The sequence below is a fragment of the Bacteroides sp. RCH18 genome, from assembly GCF_058231005.1.
Window position 1 is genome coordinate 462,326 of record NZ_JBIPTC010000002.1, and the last position, 22,541, is coordinate 484,866.

Here is a 22,541-nt window from a genome sequence, read left to right on the forward strand (position 1 = left end):
CTGCCTGTTCGAAAGTGAACGGCAGCCTTTACTTTATTATATAGTCTTTATTATCTTTATTCCTGTGAAGCTGCGAAGCGTTTCACCTGCTCTTCAATCAGTTCTTTATCATCGAAATAGTTGATCTTCATAGCCTTCTTCACATCCGCCAATGTTTCGGCAGCGGCAGCTCTGGCTACTTCGCATCCTTTTTGTAACATCTCGTAAACGGCAGGAATATCCTTGCTGAACTCTTTACGACGATTGCGGATCGGTTCCAGTGTTTCCTGCATGATAGCATTCAGGAAGCGTTTTACCTTCACATCACCCAGTCCGCCGCGTTGATAATGCGCTTTCAGTTCATCCAGATTCGGATAATCCGGCAGATAGCGTTCGAAGTGTTCCGGACGGCAGAAAGCATCCAGGTATGTAAATACGGTATTACCTTCAATCTTGCCCGGGTCCTGAACACGGAGATGTCCCGGATCGGTATACATACTCATGATTTTCTTCTGAATTTCTTCCGGTTCTTCCGACAGGTAGATACAGTTGCCGAGTGATTTACTCATCTTGGCTTTGCCGTCCGTTCCCGGCAGACGCAGGCAGGCAGCGTTGTCCGGCAACAGGATTTCCGGTTCTACCAGCGTTTCGCCATAGATATAGTTGAAACGGCGGACGATTTCACGAGCCTGTTCGAGCATCGGTTCCTGGTCTTCACCGACGGGGACGGTGGTTGCCCGGAAGGCAGTAATGTCCGCAGCCTGACTGATAGGATAAGTGAAGAACCCTACAGGGATGCTTGCCTCAAAGTTACGCATCTGTATTTCTGATTTCACAGTCGGATTACGTTGTAAGCGGGATACGCTTACGAGGTCCATATAGTAGAAACTGAGTTCGCAAAGTTCCGGAATCTGTGACTGGATGAAGATGGTAGCCTTGGACGGGTCTATTCCACATGCCAGATAGTCAAGAGCAACCTCAATTACATTTTGACGTACCTTCTCCGGATTATCTATATTGTCCGTCAACGCTTGTGAATCGGCAATAAAGATAAACATCTTACTATAATCACCTGCATCCTGCAGGTCAACTCTGCGCTTCAATGAACCTACATAGTGTCCGATATGAAGTCTCCCGGTAGGGCGGTCACCGGTGAGTATGATTTTTTCTTTTCCCATTGTTGTTACCTTATTATAATAGATTTAGCGACAAAGATAAGGATAAAAAATGAAAGATGCGTCAAAATGGAGCTACTTCGTTACTAATGCTTACTATTGCTGGCTTTTGGTATCAGATGGCAGGGGAACGGTGCCTGTTTTCACAGCAACAAAGCAAATAAAAGAGAATATTCTTCTTCAAATTCTTTGTAGTTTTAGAAATATGTCGTTACTTTGCACAAATTTTGAAATCGACAATGAATCAACAAGAAATAAGAAGTAAGTATTATCTACATTCGGATGTTTTCCACCCGGAATCAACAACCTTCTTCTTTTTTCTCCAAAAACGATATTTTAGTTCTTTGGTAATGCGTTAATCCTTTTACGAGGGTAACGCATTTTTTTTATTGGCAAAACTTAGAAATAACAACTTACTATAACAACAAAAGAAATGGAAAAGGAAATCAAGAAAGTTCTCGTTTTGGGTTCTGGAGCACTCAAAATCGGACAAGCCGGAGAATTTGACTACTCAGGCTCACAAGCACTGAAAGCTTTGAAAGAAGAAGGTATCAGCTCAGTATTGGTAAACCCGAACATCGCAACCATTCAGACTTCTGAAGGAATTGCCGATAAAGTGTATTTCCTTCCCGTAACTACTTATTTCGTAGAAGAGATTATCAAGAAAGAACGTCCCGACGGCATCCTGCTGGCATTTGGCGGACAGACTGCATTGAACTGCGGCGCCGAACTGTACACGCAAGGTGTTCTTGATAAATATGGAGTGAAAGTACTCGGTACATCGGTAGAAGCTATCATGTACACGGAAGACCGTGACCTGTTCGTGAAGAAACTGGATGAAATCAATATGAAGACTCCGGTAAGTCAGGCAGTAGAAAGCATGGAGGATGCCATCGCTGCTGCCCGCAAGATCGGTTATCCGGTGATGGTACGTTCGGCTTACGCGTTGGGAGGTCTGGGTAGCGGTATCTGCGCTAACGAAGAAGAATTCCTGAAACTGGCCGAAAGTTCTTTCGCCTTCTCCAAGCAGATTCTGGTAGAAGAATCTCTGAAAGGCTGGAAAGAAATCGAGTTCGAAGTGATCCGCGACGCGAACGACCATTGCTTCACTGTAGCCAGCATGGAAAACTTCGACCCGCTGGGTATCCACACCGGTGAATCTATCGTAGTAGCTCCGACTTGCTCATTGGACGACAAAGAACTGAAACTGTTGCAGGAACTGTCTACAAAATGTATCCGTCACCTCGGCATCGTAGGTGAATGTAACATCCAGTATGCGTTCAACTCAGATACGGACGACTACCGTGTGATCGAAGTAAATGCTCGTCTGAGCCGTTCTTCCGCGCTGGCATCCAAGGCTACCGGTTATCCGCTGGCATTCGTTGCCGCCAAGATCGCATTGGGTTACTCACTCGACCAGATCGGTGAAATGGGCACTCCGAACTCTGCATATCTTGCTCCGCAACTGGACTACTATATCTGTAAAATCCCTCGTTGGGACTTGACGAAATTCGCCGGTGTATCCCGCGAAATCGGTTCAAGCATGAAGTCGGTAGGTGAAATCATGTCTATCGGCCGCTCTTTCGAAGAAATCATCCAGAAAGGTCTTCGTATGATCGGACAAGGCATGCACGGTTTTGTCGGTAATGATGATGTACACTTCGACGACCTCGACAAAGAACTTTCACGTCCGACCGACTTGCGTATCTTCTCCATCGCACAAGCTATGGAAGAAGGATATACCATCGACCGCATCCACGAACTGACTAAGATCGATCCTTGGTTCCTCGGCAAGCTGAAGAACATTGTTGACTACAAGGCAAAACTGTCTACATATAATAAGGTGGAAGATATTCCGGCTGATGTGATGCGCGAAGCTAAAATCCTTGGTTTCTCTGACTTCCAGATTGCCCGCTTCGTACTGAACCCGACCGGCAACATGGAAAAAGAAAATCTGGCAGTACGTGCTCACCGTAAAGCCTTGGGCATCCTTCCGGCAGTAAAACGTATCAATACTATCGCTTCCGAACATCCGGAACTGACTAACTACCTGTACATGACTTATGCAGTAGAAGGTTACGATGTAAACTATTATAAGAATGAGAAATCAGTAGTCGTACTGGGTTCGGGTGCTTACCGCATCGGTAGCTCGGTTGAATTTGACTGGTGTTCGGTGAACGCTGTTCAGACTGCCCGCAAACTGGGTTACAAGTCTATCATGATCAACTACAACCCCGAAACGGTTTCTACTGACTACGATATGTGCGACCGTCTGTACTTCGACGAACTCTCTTTCGAACGTGTACTTGACGTGATCGACCTTGAACAACCGCGCGGTGTGATCGTATCCGTAGGCGGACAGATTCCGAACAATCTGGCTATGAAGTTGTATCGCCAGTCAGTTCCTGTACTGGGTACTTCTCCGGTTTCCATCGACCGTGCCGAAAACCGTAACAAGTTCTCGGCAATGCTCGACCAGCTTGGCATCGACCAGCCGGCTTGGATGGAACTGACCAGCCTTGAAGAAGTGAAGGGATTTGTAGAAAAAGTAGGTTATCCGGTATTGGTTCGTCCTTCTTACGTACTTTCGGGTGCGGCTATGAACGTTTGCTATGATGACGAAGAACTGGAAAACTTCCTGAAGATGGCTGCCGAAGTATCTAAAGAATATCCGGTAGTTGTTTCTCAATTCCTCGAGAATACAAAGGAAATTGAGTTCGACGCGGTAGCTCAGAACGGTGAAGTGGTTGAATACGCTATTTCCGAGCACGTAGAATTTGCCGGTGTACACTCCGGTGACGCTACACTGGTATTCCCTGCACAGAAGATTTACTTTGCAACTGCCCGCCGCATCAAGAAGATCAGCCGTCAGATTGCTAAAGAACTGAATATCTCCGGTCCGTTCAACATCCAGTTCCTTGCCCGCAACAACGAGGTGAAGGTGATTGAATGTAACCTGCGTGCTTCCCGTAGCTTCCCGTTCGTATCTAAGGTGCTGAAACGCAACTTTATCGAAACAGCTACCCGCATCATGCTGGATGCTCCGTACAGCCAGCCGGACAAGACTGCGTTCGACATCGACTGGATCGGCGTAAAAGCTTCTCAGTTCTCTTTCTCCCGTCTTCACAAGGCTGACCCTGTTTTGGGCGTGGATATGTCCTCTACCGGTGAAGTTGGCTGTATCGGCGATGACTTCTCTGAAGCATTGCTGAACGCAATGATCGCTACAGGATTCAAGATTCCGGAAAAGGCGGTGATGTTCTCTTCCGGTGCTATGAAGTCTAAAGTAGATTTGCTGGATGCGAGCCGTATGCTGTTTGCCAAGGGATATCAGATTTATGCTACTGCCGGAACGGCTGCATTCCTGAACGCTCACGGTGTAGAAACAACTCCGGTTTACTGGCCGGATGAAAAACCGGGTGCTGAGAACAACGTGATGAAGATGATCGCTGACCATAAGTTCGATTTGATCGTCAACATTCCGAAGAACCACAGCAAACGTGAGTTGACGAATGGTTACCGTATCCGTCGTGGTGCTATCGACCATAACATTCCGTTGATCACCAATGCCCGTCTGGCAAGTGCTTTCATCGAAGCATTCTGTGAACTGAAACTGAGTGATATTCAGATTAAGAGCTGGCAGGAATATAAATAAACTGCTTTAGCTGTATATATATTAAGGAGACTCCCTCTTTGGCTTGCCAAGGGGGAGTCTCTTCTTTTGTAGGTATGACTCTTCTTTTTGTTTGTTGTCTGCGGTGTAATGAGTCGTAAGATAGTGCTAATGTTCTCTTTAGCTCCTTATATACTTGCTTTTTCCTATAAGGAAAGTAGGAATAGAGTGCCGTTCTCTTTGGCTCTTCACGGCCGTGAACAGAGCTGCTCATGGCCGTGATCAACTCTTGTCACGACCGTGAGCAATGCTTGCCACGGCCGTGAACAACTAAAGAGATCGGTGTCTTAATGGAACAATAAAGGCACTATAAGAGAAAGATACCGGTAGTATACGGTATTTGTTGCATAGGATCAGGATTCGGATGAAGTAGGCCTGATGGGGAGATAGCAGTAGGTGAGATGAACAGTGAGATTGGGAGGGAGGTGACAATAAAATGTATGAATGCGGCTATTGTCACCATATTATCACCGCTTATTATCACCGATGATATGTTTATAATCAGTTAGTTAACTTCGAAAAGTGATAAGTGACAATAAAAAAGCGTTTTATTGCTTAGGTAAGAAACGTTTGTGTAGCTTTTGGTTATACAGGTTTGAATTGATTCATAACCATACAGGAAACGAGCTAAATTAAAAGTCGGTAGTATCTTAAATCTCCTCCTTCGGGAAGGAGGAGTACCCGCAGGGGGAGGTGGTAGGTGAATACGCAATTCTTTCATTCATAATAAATTAGGTACACCTTGTTTTACCTACCACCCCGCCCTTTGGGCACCCCTCCTTCCCGAAGGGAGGGGAATCCATACGGATAGCTAGCTTAACCCTAGCGGATAGCTGGTTCGAAACTGTGCATAAATGAAATGAATGATTGTGCTTCTTCCAGAAGCGGATTACACAGATTGATACGGTTTTTGGTAGATTGTACCGCTAAAAAAATGTGAAATCTGTGTAATCCGTATTTGAATCTTATGGTTTGCTTACGCAATAATTGTATACTTTCAGATTCTGTACCTTACTATTAAAGTTTCCTGCTTTCTCCAGCGGGAAAACCAGTGTACGTACATAGTTCATCGAATCTTTTCCCGCATTAAAGTAAAGTTTCTGCGTATTCATTTCATCAACCACTTTACCGTTGACTCTCAGCGTTGTACTGCAATTGTCTCCTTCTATCTGAATCGTTGCTTTTTCTCCCGGATTCACTTTGTAGGGGAAGGTATTCAGATAGCCGTCGCGTGCAAATCCCATCATCCCCCGAATAGGGTCTGACAGATAGAATACGGCGTTAGGCGAACGGAACAATTCGGTTCCTTCACTTTCTTTAGCTCCGGTAATATCGAAACTAACTGTGTAATTATAGCCAATTTCCGGATAATCGGAAGTGCTGCCGGGAGCGACTGTGGAACGTTCGTATACCAATTCCGGCTTTTTGCCGATTCTTGCCAGTTGGTTGACTCCGGGCGCTTCGCTGAGGAGGGCACGTTTCTCATTGAATGTTTCATAAGGAATACCCGTCTGAGCGCCTGTCCACATCTTTACAGAGAGTGTTTGCAGGGGCGAGAATATACGGTGATGGATGTCTTTCACCGAAATACCGTTGCCGACATGGTCGTTCCAGATGGCAAACATACCGCCGAGAATGGAAGGATGTCTCTCGTCGAATACAGCTTTGCCGATATGGGCGGGTGTCCATTCCTTATATAAGTATGGTTCGTTGAGGTAATCATAGTAGTAGCCGGCTTTCGGAACGATATATACCAGTCCGTCCGGAATACTGATCAGTTGATATCCGTCTTTGATCATAGTTGCCGGATCGGCGTATCCGTTGTACCAAGCATTCATGACGACATTTTCTGATTTGACGGGCGTATCGCCTTTGGCATGGCTGAGCGCACCCCATACGACTGCTTGCTTGCCGAAACCTTCCACAAAACGGATGTAATGGTCGGTGAAAGCGCGGAATTTTTCTACCACGTCTTTCTTCGCATTCGAGTATTCGTCTGTACCGATATGTACACGCTTGCCTACGAATACCGGATTGTCGCCCTCCAGATATTCTTTGAACAGAGCATCTACGAATTCGTAAGTTTCCGGCTTGAACAAGTCGAGATGATCCATGCCGTACTCTTTGCTTCCGATTTCCGGTTTGTAATGGGTGAGAGCCAGTGAGTGGGCGGGAACGTCAATCTCCGGAATGATTTCCACGAAGTTGGATGCCGCCTGTTTCTGGAAGTCGATGAATTCTTTCTTGGAGTACGAGCCGTCACGGGCTGTCAATCCCGGATAAGTCTCCGATTCCAGTCGGAAGGCAGCGTAAGTCTTGTCCCAGTTGTGTTCGAAGTATTGCTTGAATCCGTTATCGTTCAGATGGACTTGCAGGGTGTTCATTTTGTAGTAAGCCATGATTTTCACCAAGTCCTGCAGATAAGCCATCGGAATGAACTTACGGCCACAGTCTATCATGAAACCACGAAGCGGATAATCGGGAAAATCACGAATCGTTCCTTGCGGGAGTGAGCGTTCCTGATTCTGTTCCGCCAGTTGCAGGAGTGTGCGTGTACTCCAGTAAAGACCGGTCGGGGTGGGAGCGGAGATGGTTACACGGTCGGTTATCTTGATGGCGTAACCTTCCTCGCCGAGTTTCTTGTCTGCCGACAAGGATAAGACGAAATCGCCGGACGTGGCTTTGCCTTGCGCTACGCTTAATGTCTGCCCGAACATCTGTTGATAATCGTCGGCAAACATCCGGGCTATTCTCAGTAATTCGGGATTTTGGGAAGTGCAGACGATTCGGGTGTCTTTTCCCGGGGTGAAGTTACCGTCTTTTCCCGTCCATTGTTTGAGTTCGGGGACAACAAACGGTTTCGGATTGACAGCGGCACGGGTTAAGCTACCCGTCAGACAAAAGATGACCAATAAGGCCAGAGCTTTCAAAGATACAAACTTGTTTCTCATAAGGGGGATTCTTGTGTTTTTGTTAATTAATAAATGATTATAGTTAATTATTGGCTGAAAGTAGGCATAATTTGGATATCTGTCAACAAGTGAAGCTATTTATTTTTTATTTTTGTGTTTTTCAAAATGATTAAACCCGATTCAGAATGTTAGTACTTCTATCTTGTGCCAAGACGATGAGTGCGGTGTCGAAGGTGAAAGTTCCTTTGACCACGAGTCCCCGTTTTCAGAAGGAAGCGGCGGAAATAGCGTTGCAGATGTCCCAGTTTTCTGTAGACGAATTAGAACGTCTGCTGCGTGTAAACGCAAAGATTGCTGTGGAGAATTATAAACGTTATCAGGCTTTTCATGCGGAAGCTACTCCGGAATTGCCTGCTTTGCTGGCGTATACCGGCATTGTATTCAAACGGCTGAATCCGAAGGACTTCTCTGCAGAAGATTTCGGGTATGCGCAGGAACATTTGCGGCTGACTTCTTTCTGTTACGGTCTGTTGCGTCCTTTGGATGTGATTCGTGCTTATCGGCTGGAGGGAGATGTCGTATTGCCTGAACTGGGGAATCAGACCTTGTTTTCTTATTGGCGGTCGCGACTGACGGATACGTTCATAGAGGACATCCGGTCGGCAGGAGGAATCTTGTGCAATCTTGCCAGTGATGAGATGAAAAGCCTGTTTGACTGGAAGCGGGTGGAGAGCGAAGTCCGTGTGGTCACTCCCGAATTTCATGTCTGGAAGAATGGAAAGCTGGCTACGATAGTGGTGTATACCAAGATGTCCCGTGGCGAGATGACATGTTTCATATTGAAAAATAAGATCGGAAATCCGGAGGAACTGAAAGGATTCTCGTGGGAAGGGTTCGAGTTTGACGAATCGTTTTCGGATGAAAAGAAATTGGTATTTATTAATGGGAAGGGAGAATAAGGAATATGACAGAAGTGGAGAAGATGCGTAGCAGCCAGTTGGCTGATATGTCTGCGCCGGAGTTGCAGGTACGTTTTGAGCATGCCAAGAAGTTGCTGGCGATCATGCGTGGGTTGAGCACGTACGATGACGGGTACAGAGAATTGTTGGAAGAATTGGTGCCGGGTATTCCTGAAACTTCGGTGATCTGTCCTCCTTTCCATTGCGATCACGGAGACGGGATAAAGTTGGGCGAACACGTGTTTGTCAATGCTAACTGTACTTTTCTGGACGGAGGGTATATCACAATCGGTGCCCATACGCTGGTCGGTCCTTGCGTACAGATTTATACGCCGCATCATCCGATGAATTATCTGGAGCGTCGCGGTTCGAAAGAGTATGCTTATCCGGTTACGATCGGTGAGGATTGCTGGATTGGCGGCGGGGCTATCATTTGTCCCGGTGTGACGATTGGCAACCGTTGTGTGATAGGAGCGGGAAGCGTCGTGACGAAAGATATTCCCGACGACAGTGTTGCAGTCGGGAATCCGGCGCGCCTTATCCGTAAGCAGGCTTGACCGGGAATCTTATTTCCCGGATTTGAGTGTTCCCGCATTATTGTCTTCATCTTGTTCTGTTTAGTGGACGGACTTGGAGAAGGGAAAGTTGCATGAAAAAAAACTTTTTTCATTATTTGCTGATAATCAGTTGGTTCTTACTTTTGATAAAAAGTTTCTTGAAAAATAATATGCAAAATGTTTGGAGGTTTCAAAAAAAACCGTACCTTTGCATCGCTTTTGAAACGGAAGTGTACGGGCGCTTAGCTCAGCTGGTTCAGAGCATCTGGTTTACACCCAGAGGGTCGGGGGTTCGAATCCCTCAGCGCCCACAAAGAATACCGAACACTTCCGCTAATAAAAGGGCGCTTAGCTCAGCTGGTTCAGAGCATCTGGTTTACACCCAGAGGGTCGGGGGTTCGAATCCCTCAGCGCCCACGAAAAGAAGTCTTACGAAGAAATTCGTGAGACTTTTTTTATTTCTTACCGCTTTTATACAAACTTTCTTTATCCTTTTGTCTTATAACTCAGGAAAAAGAGTTAATTTTGCAGTCTGATAATTATCTAAGAAAACGTATGGAACTTGATGTATTAACGGCCATATCTCCGATTGATGGTCGATATAGAGGCAAAACTAAAGCTTTGGCAGCTTATTTCTCTGAATTTGCACTGATTAAATACCGTGTACAGGTAGAGGTGGAATACTTTATCACCTTGTGTGAACTTCCTTTGCCGCAGTTGAAAGGAATCGATAGCAGCGTGTTTGAAACTTTACGGAATATCTACCGTAACTTCTCGGAAGCAGATGCGCAACGCATTAAAGATATCGAAAGTGTAACCAACCATGATGTAAAAGCCGTAGAATATTTCCTGAAAGAAGAATTCGATAAGCTGGGTGGAATGGATGACTATAAAGAATTCATTCACTTCGGACTGACTTCTCAGGACATTAACAATACCTCTGTGCCTCTTTCTATCAAGGAAGCTTTGGATAAAGTCTATTATCCGCTGATTGAGGAACTGATTGCACAACTGAAAACATATGCAACAGAATGGGCTGAAATCCCGATGCTTGCCAAAACTCATGGGCAACCGGCTTCTCCGACTCGTCTGGGTAAGGAAGTAATGGTATTCGTTTACCGCCTGGAACGTCAGCTGGCTATGTTGAAAGCATGTCCGATCACTGCAAAATTCGGTGGCGCTACCGGAAATTATAATGCTCATCATGTAGCATATCCTCAATATGACTGGAAACAATTCGGTAATCGGTTTGTTGCAGAGAAACTGGGACTGGAACGCGAAGAATATACCACTCAGATTTCGAACTACGATAACTTGTCTGCTGTCTTTGACGCGATGAAACGTATCAATACCATCATGGTGGATATGAACCGTGATTTCTGGCAGTATATTTCTATGGAATACTTCAAGCAGAAGATCAAAGCCGGTGAAGTAGGATCAAGCGCGATGCCGCATAAAGTGAATCCGATCGATTTTGAAAATGCGGAAGGTAATTTGGGTATCGCAACTTCTATTTTGGAACACCTGGCTGTGAAACTGCCTGTTTCCCGTTTGCAGCGTGACCTGACAGACTCTACGGTACTCCGTAATGTAGGCGTGCCTTTCGGTCATATCGTGATTGCTATTCAGAGTTCACTGAAAGGACTTCGCAAACTGTTGCTGAACGAACCGGCTATTTACCGTGATCTGGACAACTGCTGGAGCGTAGTGGCTGAGGCAATCCAGACGATTTTACGCCGCGAGGCTTACCCGCATCCGTATGAAGCTTTGAAAGCTTTGACCCGGACCAACCAGGCTATTACAGAAAGTTCTATTAAAGAGTTTATCGAAGGCTTGAACGTAAGCGAAGATATTAAAAAAGAGTTAAGAGCAATTACTCCGCATACATATACGGGACTTTAATTGTTTACTTATACAATAAACGTGTTTTTTAAATAGGCCGTGAGGCCAAAGTCTAATTTTATTCGAATAAAAAAATGAGCACAGAAAACGAAGAATGGCGCGAAAATTCTTACAATGAGGAGAATACAGGTGCCGGCCGTGATGGTAACAAGTCTTACAACAGAGAAGGTGGAGAACGTCCGTATCGTCCTTCTTACAACCGTGAAGGTGGGGATCGTCCGTATCGCCCGCGATTTAATACCAACAGTGAAGGTGGAGAACGCCCGCAGCGTTCTTATGGAGACCGCTCTTATGGCGACCGTCCCCAGCGTCCTTCTTACAATCGTGAAGGTGGAGACCGTCCGTATCGTCCTCGCTTCAATAGCAACAATGAAGGAGGCGAACGTCCGCAACGTCCTTACAACCGCGAAGGTGGTGAACAACGTTCTTATGATCGTCCTCAACGCCCTTCTTACAACCGTGAAGGTGGAGACCGTCCGTATCGTCCGAGATTTAATCCGAACGGTGAAGGAGGCGATCGTCCGCAGCGTCCTTACAATCGTGAAGGTGGCGAACAACGTTCTTATGGCGACCGTCCGTACCGTCCCCGTTTCAACAGTGGTGAAGGTGGCGACCGTCCTCAGCGTCCTTACAACCGTGATGGCGGTGGTGACCGTCCATACCGTCCTCGCTTCAACAGTGGTGAAGGTGGTGGCTACCGTAATAACAACGGTGGTGGCGGCTATCGTCCGAGATTTAACAATGACCGTTCGCAGGGTGGCTATCGTCCGCGTCCGCGTACCAGTGATTACGATCCGAATGCTAAGTATAGCATCAAGAAGCAGATTGAGTACAAGGAACAGTTTGTTGATCCGAACGAACCGATTCGTCTGAATAAGTTCCTGGCTAATGCCGGTGTTTGCTCACGTCGCGAAGCTGATGAGTTTATCACAGCAGGTGTGGTTTCTGTAAACGGTGAAGTAGTAACTGAATTGGGTACAAAGATCAAACGCTCGGATGTGGTGAAGTTCCACGATGAACCGGTTAGCATCGAACGTAAGGTATACGTACTGTTGAATAAGCCGAAAGATACGGTTACTACATCGGATGATCCGCAGGAACGCCGTACGGTAATGGATCTGGTAAAAGGCGCTTGCAACGAACGTATTTATCCGGTAGGACGTCTTGACCGCAACACGACTGGTGTACTCCTGTTGACAAATGACGGTGATCTGGCTTCCAAGCTTACACACCCGAAATTCTTGAAAAAGAAAATATATCATGTTCATCTGGACAAGAACCTGACAAAAGCAGATATGGATCAGATTGCAGCCGGCGTACAGTTGGAAGACGGTGAAATCCATGCAGATGCTATCAGCTACACAGATGATTTCAAGAAAGACCAGGTAGGTATCGAAATTCACTCCGGCAAGAACCGTATCGTTCGCCGTATTTTCGAATCACTGGGATATAAAGTAGTAAAACTCGACCGTGTATTCTTTGCCGGACTGACCAAAAAAGGTCTGCGCCGCGGAGACTGGCGTTACCTGTCGGAAGCAGAAGTAAACTACCTCCGCATGGGTTCGTTTGAGTAATATATAATATTGTATTAAAAAAGTTTTATGGAAAAGATTGGTAGAACAAAAATTGTTGATCTGTTGAAGCGCGAAGATATTGGCGCTATGGTCAATGTGAAAGGATGGGTTCGCACCCGTAGAGGTAGCAAACAAGTAAACTTTATCGCACTGAATGACGGTTCTACAATAAATAATGTGCAGATCGTAGTAGATCTGGCTAATTTCGATGAAGAGATGCTGAAACTGATTACTACCGGAGCTTGTATAAGCGTGAACGGAGTAATGGTGGAATCTGTGGGTTCCGGTCAGAAAGTGGAAGTGCAGGCTAAAGAAATCGAAGTGCTGGGTACTTGCGACAATACATATCCATTGCAGAAAAAAGGTCACTCCATGGAATTCTTGCGCGAGATCGCTCACTTGCGTCCGCGTACCAATACCTTTGGTGCAGTGTTCCGCATTCGTCACAACATGGCGATTGCTATTCACAAGTTTTTCCATGAAAAGGGATTTTTCTATTTCCATACACCGATTATCACAGGTTCCGACTGTGAAGGTGCCGGACAGATGTTTCAGGTAACTACCATGAATCTGTATGACTTGAAGAAAGACGAAAGAGGTTCTATCTCTTATGATGACGACTTCTTCGGCAAGCAGGCAAGTTTGACAGTATCCGGTCAGTTGGAAGGTGAATTGGCGGCCACTGCTTTGGGCGCTATCTACACATTCGGTCCTACTTTCCGTGCCGAAAACTCCAATACTCCCCGTCATTTGGCAGAGTTCTGGATGATTGAGCCGGAAGTTGCGTTCAACGACATTGCCGACAATATGGACCTGGCAGAAGAGTTCATCAAATATTGTGTGAAATGGGCGTTGGATAACTGTGCGGATGATGTGAAGTTCCTGAACGATATGTTCGATAAGGGCTTGATTGAACGTCTGCAAGGTATATTGAAGGATGATTTCGTTCGTCTGCCTTATACGGATGGTATCAAGATTCTGGAAGATGCCGTTGCGAAAGGTCACAAGTTCGAATTCCCTGTTTACTGGGGGGTAGACTTGGCTTCCGAGCACGAACGCTATCTGGTGGAAGATCACTTCAAACGTCCGGTGATTCTGACTGATTATCCGAAGGAAATCAAAGCCTTCTATATGAAGCAGAATGAGGATGGAAAGACAGTACGTGCAATGGACGTTCTTTTCCCGAAGATCGGTGAGATCATTGGTGGTTCTGAACGTGAAGCGGATTATAACAAGCTGATGACTCGTATTGAAGAAATGCATATCCCGATGAAGGATATGTGGTGGTATCTGGATACCCGTAAGTTCGGTACTTGTCCTCACTCCGGTTTCGGACTCGGTTTTGAACGTCTGTTGCTGTTTGTAACAGGTATGTCAAATATCCGTGACGTGATACCGTTCCCGCGTACACCGAGAAATGCTGATTTCTAATATTTCGGTATATTTATGTAAAACTCGCATAATCTTTTGATTGTGCGAGTTTTTTTATGCATTTGATTGTTACTTTCTCAAAATAAATCTTTATATTTGGACATGCGCATTCAAGAGTGTTAACTAAAATCATATTGTCATGAAAAAGCTCTATTTTTTTACCATGCTTTCAATCATGTTGTTAGCGGTAACAGGTGCGACGGCCCAAAAGAAAACCAAATTCAAACCGGCCGATTTGAAAGGGATCTGGCAGTTGTGCCATTATGTATCAGAATCTCCCGATGTTCCGGGATCGTTGAAACCCAGTAATACATTTAAGGTATTGAGTGATGACGGCAGAATCGTGAATTTTACCATTATTCCCGGTTCTGATGCGATTATCACAGGATATGGTACATATAAACAGTTGACTGATGATTCTTATAAGGAGAGTATCGAGAAGAATATCCACCTTCCGATGCTCGATAATCAGGATAATATTCTGGAGTTTGAAATAAAGGATAATGATTATTTGCATTTGAAATACTTCATCAAGAATGATCTGAACGGAAACGAACTGAACGCCTGGTATTATGAGACCTGGAAACGGGTGGAGATGCCGGCTAAGTTTCCGGAAGATATTGTGCGATAAATGAGATTGCAATATAGATTCTTTGTTGTTTCTTGACCTCCCCGGTGTAAATCCGGAGGAGGTCTTTTTGTTTTCTGTTCCTTATTTGTAAATATAGTAAGTTCCCCTTGTCATTCAACCCGATAAATCTAAAAAAAGCTAGAAATAGTTTGCCAATTCAAAGAAAAGCCGTACTTTTGCAAGCCGATTATTATCACAAAATGATAAGAGATTAATTCATAGCAAGTTAGTCCTCCTTTGTCCGGGGAGGCTGATATGTGGTGAAGAAAATTTTTAGTAGTAACATTTAAAAAACAAAATTAGAGTGGATACTTTAAGTTACAAGACCATTTCTGCAAACAAAGCGACCGTAACCAAAGAATGGGTTATCGTTGACGCTACAGACCAAACTTTAGGTCGTCTGGGAGCAAAAGTTGCAAAATTGCTGAGAGGAAAGTACAAACCAAACTTTACTCCTCACGTAGACTGCGGTGATAACGTTATTATCATCAATGCAGACAAAGTAAAACTGACTGGTAACAAATGGAATGACAGAGTATATTTGTCATATACAGGCTACCCTGGTGGTCAGAGAGAAATGACTCCTGCCCGTTTGATCACTAAACCGAACGGCGAAGAGAGATTACTGAAAAAAGTAGTGAAAGGCATGCTTCCTAAGAATATCCTGGGAGCTAAATTGCTGGGTAACCTGTATGTTTACGCTGGTAGCGAACACAAACATGAAGCTCAGAGCCCGAAAATGATTGATATTAATTCATATAAATAAGATATAATGGAAGTAGTAAATGCATTAGGCAGACGTAAACGTGCAATTGCACGTGTATTCGTAAGCGAAGGTACAGGAAAGATTACTATTAACAAGAGAGACCTTGCAGAGTACTTTCCATCAACTATACTTCAGTATGTTGTAAAACAACCATTGAACAAGCTGGGTGCTGCTGAGAAGTATGACATCAAAGTAAACTTGTGTGGTGGTGGTTTCACTGGCCAGTCTCAGGCATTGCGTTTGGCAATCGCTCGTGCATTGGTTAAGATGAACGCTGAAGATAAGGCTGCACTTCGTGCTGAAGGCTTCATGACTCGTGACCCACGTTCTGTAGAGCGTAAGAAACCGGGACAGCCGAAAGCTCGTAGAAGATTCCAGTTCAGCAAGCGTTAATGTGCTGCCTGACCGAGGAATATGTTTAGTATCTAAACTACTGGGACTCTGCTCATAGACTACCCAGCGGTTGGTTTAGAAAAAACAAAAAAGAAAGTAAACGATTTAAAGAAAAAACAAGATGTCAAGAACAAATTTTGATACTTTATTGGAAGCCGGTTGCCACTTCGGACACCTTAAGAGAAAGTGGAACCCTGCAATGGCTCCTTATATTTTCATGGAACGCAATGGTATTCACATCATTGACCTCCACAAAACAGTTGCAAAAGTAGACGAAGCTGCTGAAGCTTTGAAACAGATTGCCAAATCAGGCAAGAAAGTTCTTTTTGTTGCTACTAAAAAACAAGCAAAGCAGGTTGTAGCTGAGAAAGCTCAGTCTGTTAATATGCCTTATGTAATCGAGCGCTGGCCGGGTGGTATGTTGACCAACTTCCCGACTATCCGTAAGGCTGTGAAGAAGATGGCTACTATCGATAAATTGACTAACGATGGTACATATTCTAACCTTTCTAAGAGAGAAGTTCTTCAGATCTCTCGTCAACGTGCAAAATTGGACAAGACTTTGGGTTCTATCGCTGACCTGACTCGTCTGCCGTCTGCATTGTTCGTTATCGACGTAATGAAAGAAAATATCGCAGTTCGTGAAGCTAACCGTCTGGGTATCCCTGTATTCGGTATTGTTGATACTAACTCTGATCCTACAAACGTTGACTTCGTAATTCCTGCTAACGATGACGCTACTAAATCGGTAGAAGTTATCCTGGATGCTTGCTGTGCTGCAATGATCGAAGGTCTGGAAGAAAGAAAAGCTGAAAAGATCGATATGGAAGCTGCTGGTGAAGCTCCTGCAAACAAAGGCAAGAAGAAATCAGTAAAAGCAAGACTCGACAAGTCTGATGAAGAAGCTATCAACGCAGCGAAAGCTGCTGCCTTCATCAAGGAAGACGAAGAGGCTTAAATATATAAATGTGCCAATTTGCTAGCGTGCAGGCGTGTGGTAGTTACCTCATCCTGCATTGTATTGGCAGATTGGCACATTTTTTGTTTTGAAAATTATTATTCATTTAAATAAAGGAAATTATTATGGCTGTAACTATGGCTGATATTACCAAGCTGCGCAAAATGACCGGAGCTGGTATGATGGATTGCAAGAATGCATTAACAGAAGCTGAAGGCGATTACGACAAGGCAATGGAAATTATCCGTAAGAAAGGACAAGCTGTTGCTGCTAAGCGTTCAGAACGTGATGCTTCTGAAGGTTGCGTTTTGGCTAAGACTACCGGTGACTATGCCGTTGTCATTGCTCTGAAGTGTGAAACTGACTTTGTGGCTCAGAATGCTGATTTTGTGAAACTGACTCAGGATATTCTTGATCTTGCTGTGGCTAACAAATGCAAGACATTGGACGAAGTAAAAGCTTTGCCGATGGGTAACGGTACTGTACAGGATGCAGTGGTTGACCGTAGCGGTATCACAGGTGAGAAAATGGAGCTTGATGGTTACATGACTGTAGAAGGAGCAAGCACTGCTGTTTACAATCACATGAACAGAAACGGTCTTTGCACCATTGTTGCTTTTAACAAGAACGTTGACGAACAGTTGGCTAAGCAAGTAGCTATGCAGATTGCTGCCATGAATCCGATTGCTATTGATGAAGATGGCGTTTCTGAAGAAGTAAAGGAAAAGGAAATTGCTGTTGCTATCGAGAAAACAAAAGCTGAACAGGTACAGAAAGCTGTAGAAGCTGCTTTGAAGAAAGCTAACATCAACCCTGCTCATGTAGATAGCGAAGAGCACATGGAAAGTAATATGGCTAAGGGCTGGATTACAGCTGAAGATATAGCTAAGGCAAAGGAAATCATTGCTACCGTTTCTGCTGAAAAGGCTGCACATCTGCCGGAACAAATGATTCAGAACATCGCTAAGGGTCGTCTGGGTAAGTTCTTGAAAGAAGTTTGTCTGCTGAACCAGGAAGATATTATGGACGCTAAGAAGACTGTAAGAGAAGTATTGGCAGCTGCTGATCCTGAACTGAAGGTTCTTGACTTTAAGCGCTTCACTCTGAAAGCTGAATAATCTATCTCAAAAAGATAATAGAGAAGGGCGGAACTTTGATGGTTTCCGCCCTTTTTCATTATCCTCCGACTCCTTTGGTCTTTGTATATCCTTCTTTTATCAGCAGGTCTATCACTTTTTGTTTGAAATCTCCCTGTACGATGATTTCCCCGTCTTTGGCCGAACCTCCGACTCCGCATTTACTTTTTAGCATTTTTCCGAGTTCTTTTTGGTCATTCTCTGTTCCAACGAATCCGGTGATGAGTGTAACTACTTTGCCGCCACGGTTTTTTCGGTCGAGAGAAACCCGAAGGTTCTGTTTGCTCTTGTCCAGCGTCACTTGTTCCTGATCGTCATCCATGTCATAGTTGAAATCAGGATTTGTAGAGTAGACCACGTTCAATCTATCTTTCCAATCATTATTTTTCATATACTTCAGCTTTTATTGTGTCAAAAGTAATATTTTGTGGGGAACTTTGCAATCTTTTGTTTACTTTGGCGTCTAATAATAAAACGAAATAAGACTAATAAACAGAAAATGATGAAACGATCCATAGCGTTTGCTCTCATATGTTCTTTTACTATTTCTCTTTGGGCACAAACATTTAAAGGCAGAGTAGTTGATCTTGCAGGAAATCCGATCCCCTATGCGGCACTCTATCTGAAAGAACTTAAAACAGGCTTCACTACCGATGATAACGGCTGTTTTCAGACCTCGCTCCGGCCGGGACAATATACCTGTGAGGTTTCCTCTTTAGGTTTCGCCGGACAAACATTCTCCTTTTCCATATCTGCCGGAGATGTGGAAAAGAATGTTGTGCTCTCCGAACAAATATATAGTCTGCGGGAAGTGAGTGTGGTGAAAGGTGCGGAAGATCCGGCCTATTCCGTAATGCGTAAGGCGATTGCGAATGCTCCTTATTACCGGACACAGGTGAAGGGATTTAGAGCTGGCACCTATCTGAAAGGCACAGGAAAAATGAAGACTATTCCCGCAATTCTAAAGCTGTCGAAGGAAGTCAGGAAAGAGTCGAAAGAGTTTCTGGGCAAGTTGTTTGTGATGGAGGAACAGCGAGTGGTGACTTTCAAGGCACCCTCTACTTGGGAAAATCAGGTGAAGGCCTATTCCAATTCATTTCCCGAGGAGATGGAGGTCAGAATCGGTCTGACCACTATTAACTTTTACGAACCTACTATCTTCGATAAAGTATCACCGCTAAGTGCCGGAGCATTCTCTTATTACCGTTTTAAACTGGAAGGCTGCTATAGTGAAGGCAACCATCTGATCAATAAAATAAAAGTCATCCCCAAGCAAGACAGTCCGCGTCTGGTGTCCGGAGATTTATATATTGTGGAAGATCTCTGGTGCGTCTCTGCGGCCGAATTTTCTATCCGTATGAGTGGCTTGAAAGCTACGGGCAAGGCAACTTGTAAAGAAGTTCAGCCTTCTGTTTTCCTGGCTACCTCCACAAGTATGTCCTGTGAAATCAAAATGATGGGATTTTCTGCAGAGGCTTCCTATCTGGCAGCAGTACATTATACGAATGTGGAAGTAGCAGACCGTCAGCAAATGATGAATGGGGCTTCTGATGCCTCACCGAAACAAAACAGGAAGCAGCAGAAACTTGTAAAGCAGATAGAAGAACTGTCGACGAAGGAGGACTTGACTTTGAGAGAAGCCTATAAGCTATCTAAACTGATGGAAAAGAACATTGCCGAATCCGATTCCGCACGTTCTCTGCATAAATATGAACGTAAAGTGAGAAAAAGAGAGGTGAATGTAAAGACCGATTCGCTGGCGGGCAAAAAGGATTCGCTTTATTGGGCAGCTATCAGAAGTGTACCTTTGCGTCCGGAAGAAATACAGAGTTATATTCATAAAGAAAAGTTATCCCTCTCCAAAGACTCCGTTCAAGAGAATGATTCGGCTAAAACAACAGTCGGGAAAAAGATCGTTCAAACATTCCTGATGGGCAAAACCTATCGTACTTCAGACAAGAAAGCATGGATTGGCTGGAAAGGCTTGCCTTCCTATGTACCTGAGTATAATTTTGTGGATGGCTTCTGGCTGGGAGCTAAGTTTGAAACAGGGTTGAAGTTATCGGAGGCATCTACTTTGCAATTCACTCCTTCTGCTTATTATACCACTGCCCGTAAAGCGGTAGCAGGGCAAAGTGAACTCTCCTTGAGTTATGCTCCGAGGCGACGGGGATACATGGAACTGTCCGGCGGAGTTCTTTCTGCCGATTATAATGGAGAAAGTGGAGAATCCCGTCTGATAAATACCGTTGCCTCTTCTTTCTTCGGGCGGAATGATGTGAAACTCTATGAGAAGCGTTTCCTGTCTTTCCAAAATAAGATCGAACTGGCGAATAGTTTGTTGCTTTCTACCTCGCTATCCTGGCAGCGACGGCAGATGCTGGAGAATCATATACACCGGAGCTGGTTCAAGAAAGAAGCGGAGTCGAATATTCCGGACAGCCGGGCATTCTATCCGATGCCGGAAAATGAATTGTTGAAAGCTTCCTTTGCCTTGGAATATACACCGGCTCATTATTACCGGATGTACAGAGGAAAGAAAGTATACGAAGAATCCAGATACCCTACCTTTACATTGCGTTATGACCGTGCCTTCCCGTTGAAAGGTTCTTTCCCTTCTCCGTCCTATCACTTGGCGGAGTTTTCGGCCAGGCAGAGCATAGAGTTCGGAATGTTTAATACACTGAACTGGGCTGTTAATGCCGGAACATTCTGGAATAAGAGCGGTATGCAATTCCCCGATTTCAAACATTTTGCGACCACAGGTTTGCCGGTGACGGAACGCTCGTTTGATACAGGATTCTCTTTGCTGGATAATTATGCATACTCTACCAATACCCGTTGGGTGCAAGCCAATATGTCCTGGTACACACCCTATCTGTTTCTGAAGTTCCTTCCTTTTCTGAAAAAGAAGAACCTTGACGAAGCGCTGCATCTCCGTACACTCGTGAGATACGACCGTCGTCCCTATTCGGAAATCGGCTACTCCATCGGATTCATGAAACTGGCACGGTTAGGCGTCTTCCTTGGCTTCGACAGTTTGAAATACCGCTCGGCGGGAGTTTCCGTCAGCATTCCGTTGTCAACGTTTGCGGGAGAATAGCGCCTGTGTAGAAATAGTATGAATCATTCTTGCAATTCCGAAAAAAAAACGTATTTTTGTCAATCTTATAACCTGAATAAATAAAAGAAATGGCCGAGAACCAAAAGATACAGCAGATAGATTGTACGAAAGTGCCGGAGCCTACTTTGCGCAGGCTGCCGTGGTACTTGTCGAATGTCAAGTTGCTGAAGCAAAGAGGCGAACGTTTTGTCTCTTCTACGCAGATATCTAAGGAAATAAATATTGACGCTTCACAGATAGCAAAAGACTTGTCGTATGTGAATATCTCCGGGCGTACACGTGTGGGGTACGAGGTCGATGCGCTCATTGAGGTTTTAGAGCACTTCCTGGGGTTTACGGAGATACATAAGGCTTTTCTTTTTGGAGTCGGCAGTCTGGGAGGCGCACTTTTGCAGGACTCCGGTCTGAAGCATTTCGGGCTTGAGATTGTGGCTGCTTTTGATGTAGACCCGACTTTGGTCGGCACTAACCTCAACGGGATTCCTATCTACCATTCGGACGACTTTCTGAAGAAGATGGAAGAATATGACGTGCAGATTGGCGTGCTGACCGTTCCTATCGAGATTGCCCAGTGCATCACAGATATGATGGTGGACGGGGGAATCAAGGCAGTCTGGAACTTTACCCCGTTCCGTATCCGTGTACCTGAGGACATCGTGGTACAGAATACATCCCTTTACGCTCATCTGGCGGTGATGTTCAACCGCCTTAATTTTAACGAAATCAAATAATGAAGATTATTGCCGTAGGAATGAACTATGCCCTGCATAATCAGGAGCTGGGACATACATCCGTAAATAAAGAACCGGTTATTTTCATGAAGCCCGATTCGGCTATTCTGAAAGATGGCAAACCGTTCTTTATCCCCGATTTTTCGAATGAAGTACATTATGAGACGGAGCTTGTAGTACGCATCAACCGTCTGGGAAAGAATATTTCTCCCCGTTTTGCCAGTCGTTATTATGACGCATTGACGGTAGGCATTGACTTTACCGCCCGTGACCTGCAACGGAAATTCCGCGAAGCGGGCAATCCGTGGGAACTTTGCAAAGGCTTCGACTCTTCTGCCGCTATCGGCACCTTTGTTCCGGTAGACCGCTACAAAGATATCCAGTATCTGAATTTCAATCTGATGATTGACGGCAAGGAAGTGCAGCGCGGTTGTACGGCCGATATGCTTTTCAAAGTCGATGATATCATTGCTTACGTCAGTCAGTTTGTAACCTTGAAGATTGGCGATTTACTATTTACGGGCACGCCTGTCGGAGTAGGACCGGTCAGTATCGGTCAGCACTTGCAGGGATATCTTGAAGGAGAAAAGCTGCTTGACTTTTACATACGTTGACCCGTGTATTCTTTATTTGACTCATT

The 22,541-nt window shown here is 44.9% G+C and carries 17 protein-coding genes and 2 tRNA genes; 16 read left to right on the plus strand and 3 right to left on the minus strand.

Translation table 11 applies throughout. From position 1 onward, the window contains the following. Positions 1-56: 56 nt before the first annotated feature. Positions 57-1,157 carry a tryptophan--tRNA ligase gene (gene trpS / locus ACHLI0_RS16995; protein WP_008760790.1) on the minus strand — a complete coding sequence of 367 codons (1,101 nt, stop codon included), beginning with the start codon at positions 1,155-1,157 and terminating at the stop codon, positions 57-59. A 430-nt stretch (positions 1,158-1,587) separates the two neighbouring features. Here trpS and carB point away from each other — a divergent pair, with 430 nt between their 5' ends. Continuing rightward, on the plus strand, positions 1,588-4,809 hold the full coding sequence (carB, locus tag ACHLI0_RS17000; protein ID WP_490749741.1) for a carbamoyl-phosphate synthase (glutamine-hydrolyzing) large subunit: 3,222 nt from the start codon (positions 1,588-1,590) through the stop codon (positions 4,807-4,809). 983 nt (positions 4,810-5,792) lie between these two features. On the opposite strand, the gene ACHLI0_RS17005 is transcribed toward carB, so the two are convergent. Continuing rightward, the gene (locus ACHLI0_RS17005) at positions 5,793-7,778 is read right to left on the minus strand and encodes a beta-N-acetylhexosaminidase (RefSeq protein ID WP_490749742.1); all 1,986 of its coding nucleotides are present in this window, start codon (positions 7,776-7,778) and stop codon (positions 5,793-5,795) included. A gap of 146 nt (positions 7,779-7,924) precedes the next feature. Between ACHLI0_RS17005 and yaaA the strand changes: the two genes are divergently transcribed. The 12 genes from yaaA (at position 7,925) to tsf (ending at position 18,028) form a co-directional block, all read left to right on the plus strand. After that, positions 7,925-8,698, plus strand: a complete 774-nt coding sequence (yaaA, locus tag ACHLI0_RS17010) for a peroxide stress protein YaaA (protein ID WP_490749743.1) — start codon at positions 7,925-7,927, stop codon at positions 8,696-8,698. 5 nt (positions 8,699-8,703) lie between these two features. Continuing rightward, the gene (locus ACHLI0_RS17015; RefSeq protein WP_490749744.1) at positions 8,704-9,255 is read left to right on the plus strand and encodes a sugar O-acetyltransferase; all 552 of its coding nucleotides are present in this window, start codon (positions 8,704-8,706) and stop codon (positions 9,253-9,255) included. Between the two features lie 236 nt (positions 9,256-9,491). Then, positions 9,492-9,566, plus strand: a tRNA-Val gene (locus tag ACHLI0_RS17020). Positions 9,567-9,597: 31 nt separating this feature from the next. After that, positions 9,598-9,672, plus strand: a tRNA-Val gene (locus tag ACHLI0_RS17025). Positions 9,673-9,810: 138 nt separating this feature from the next. After that, positions 9,811-11,157: an adenylosuccinate lyase gene (gene purB, locus ACHLI0_RS17030; RefSeq protein ID WP_008760796.1), complete on the plus strand. Its 1,347-nt coding sequence runs from the start codon at positions 9,811-9,813 to the stop codon at positions 11,155-11,157. Between the two features lie 74 nt (positions 11,158-11,231). Beyond that, positions 11,232-12,731: a pseudouridine synthase gene (locus tag ACHLI0_RS17035; protein ID WP_195380905.1), complete on the plus strand. Its 1,500-nt coding sequence runs from the start codon at positions 11,232-11,234 to the stop codon at positions 12,729-12,731. Between the two features lie 27 nt (positions 12,732-12,758). Then, the gene (asnS, locus tag ACHLI0_RS17040; RefSeq protein WP_055216360.1) at positions 12,759-14,162 is read left to right on the plus strand and encodes an asparagine--tRNA ligase; all 1,404 of its coding nucleotides are present in this window, start codon (positions 12,759-12,761) and stop codon (positions 14,160-14,162) included. Between the two features lie 139 nt (positions 14,163-14,301). Next, positions 14,302-14,793 carry a DUF4488 domain-containing protein gene (locus ACHLI0_RS17045; protein ID WP_008760799.1) on the plus strand — a complete coding sequence of 164 codons (492 nt, stop codon included), beginning with the start codon at positions 14,302-14,304 and terminating at the stop codon, positions 14,791-14,793. Between the two features lie 304 nt (positions 14,794-15,097). Next, entirely contained in the window at positions 15,098-15,559 is a 462-nt protein-coding gene (gene rplM, locus ACHLI0_RS17050) for a 50S ribosomal protein L13 (RefSeq protein ID WP_008760800.1), read from the plus strand. 6 nt (positions 15,560-15,565) lie between these two features. Then, positions 15,566-15,952 carry a 30S ribosomal protein S9 gene (rpsI, locus tag ACHLI0_RS17055; RefSeq protein ID WP_008760801.1) on the plus strand — a complete coding sequence of 129 codons (387 nt, stop codon included), beginning with the start codon at positions 15,566-15,568 and terminating at the stop codon, positions 15,950-15,952. Between the two features lie 121 nt (positions 15,953-16,073). Further along, positions 16,074-16,910, plus strand: coding sequence for a 30S ribosomal protein S2 (rpsB, locus tag ACHLI0_RS17060; RefSeq protein ID WP_008760802.1), 837 nt, complete (start codon positions 16,074-16,076; stop codon positions 16,908-16,910). 125 nt (positions 16,911-17,035) lie between these two features. Beyond that, positions 17,036-18,028, plus strand: coding sequence for a translation elongation factor Ts (tsf, locus tag ACHLI0_RS17065; RefSeq protein WP_016269412.1), 993 nt, complete (start codon positions 17,036-17,038; stop codon positions 18,026-18,028). A gap of 58 nt (positions 18,029-18,086) precedes the next feature. On the opposite strand, the gene ACHLI0_RS17070 is transcribed toward tsf, so the two are convergent. Continuing rightward, positions 18,087-18,437 (minus strand): translation initiation factor, encoded by a 351-nt coding sequence (locus ACHLI0_RS17070; protein WP_008764143.1) that lies wholly within the window; start codon positions 18,435-18,437, stop codon positions 18,087-18,089. Between the two features lie 111 nt (positions 18,438-18,548). Here ACHLI0_RS17070 and ACHLI0_RS17075 point away from each other — a divergent pair, with 111 nt between their 5' ends. From ACHLI0_RS17075 to ACHLI0_RS17085, 3 genes are all read left to right on the plus strand, one after another. Next, the gene (locus tag ACHLI0_RS17075; RefSeq protein ID WP_490750166.1) at positions 18,549-21,149 is read left to right on the plus strand and encodes a DUF5686 and carboxypeptidase regulatory-like domain-containing protein; all 2,601 of its coding nucleotides are present in this window, start codon (positions 18,549-18,551) and stop codon (positions 21,147-21,149) included. A gap of 89 nt (positions 21,150-21,238) precedes the next feature. After that, entirely contained in the window at positions 21,239-21,901 is a 663-nt protein-coding gene (locus ACHLI0_RS17080; protein WP_008760805.1) for a redox-sensing transcriptional repressor Rex, read from the plus strand. Beyond that, positions 21,901-22,515 (plus strand): fumarylacetoacetate hydrolase family protein, encoded by a 615-nt coding sequence (locus ACHLI0_RS17085; RefSeq protein WP_490749745.1) that lies wholly within the window; start codon positions 21,901-21,903, stop codon positions 22,513-22,515. Before ACHLI0_RS17080 ends, ACHLI0_RS17085 begins: the two co-directional genes overlap by 1 nt. The last annotated feature ends 26 nt before the right edge of the window (positions 22,516-22,541 follow it).

Coding starts and splice junctions, on each gene's coding strand:
- ACHLI0_RS17005 (WP_490749742.1), bottom strand. CDS start 7,778: ATGAGAAACAAGTTTGTATCTTTGAAAGCTCTGGCCTTATTGGTCATC.
- ACHLI0_RS17070 (WP_008764143.1), bottom strand. CDS start 18,437: ATGAAAAATAATGATTGGAAAGATAGATTGAACGTGGTCTACTCTACA.
- yaaA (WP_490749743.1), top strand. CDS start 7,925: ATGTTAGTACTTCTATCTTGTGCCAAGACGATGAGTGCGGTGTCGAAG.
- ACHLI0_RS17075 (WP_490750166.1), top strand. CDS start 18,549: ATGAAACGATCCATAGCGTTTGCTCTCATATGTTCTTTTACTATTTCT.
- ACHLI0_RS17045 (WP_008760799.1), top strand. CDS start 14,302: ATGAAAAAGCTCTATTTTTTTACCATGCTTTCAATCATGTTGTTAGCG.
- rpsB (WP_008760802.1), top strand. CDS start 16,074: ATGTCAAGAACAAATTTTGATACTTTATTGGAAGCCGGTTGCCACTTC.
- rpsI (WP_008760801.1), top strand. CDS start 15,566: ATGGAAGTAGTAAATGCATTAGGCAGACGTAAACGTGCAATTGCACGT.
- ACHLI0_RS17035 (WP_195380905.1), top strand. CDS start 11,232: ATGAGCACAGAAAACGAAGAATGGCGCGAAAATTCTTACAATGAGGAG.
- ACHLI0_RS17085 (WP_490749745.1), top strand. CDS start 21,901: ATGAAGATTATTGCCGTAGGAATGAACTATGCCCTGCATAATCAGGAG.
- tsf (WP_016269412.1), top strand. CDS start 17,036: ATGGCTGTAACTATGGCTGATATTACCAAGCTGCGCAAAATGACCGGA.
- purB (WP_008760796.1), top strand. CDS start 9,811: ATGGAACTTGATGTATTAACGGCCATATCTCCGATTGATGGTCGATAT.
- ACHLI0_RS17080 (WP_008760805.1), top strand. CDS start 21,239: ATGGCCGAGAACCAAAAGATACAGCAGATAGATTGTACGAAAGTGCCG.
- asnS (WP_055216360.1), top strand. CDS start 12,759: ATGGAAAAGATTGGTAGAACAAAAATTGTTGATCTGTTGAAGCGCGAA.
- ACHLI0_RS17015 (WP_490749744.1), top strand. CDS start 8,704: ATGACAGAAGTGGAGAAGATGCGTAGCAGCCAGTTGGCTGATATGTCT.
- carB (WP_490749741.1), top strand. CDS start 1,588: ATGGAAAAGGAAATCAAGAAAGTTCTCGTTTTGGGTTCTGGAGCACTC.
- trpS (WP_008760790.1), bottom strand. CDS start 1,157: ATGGGAAAAGAAAAAATCATACTCACCGGTGACCGCCCTACCGGGAGA.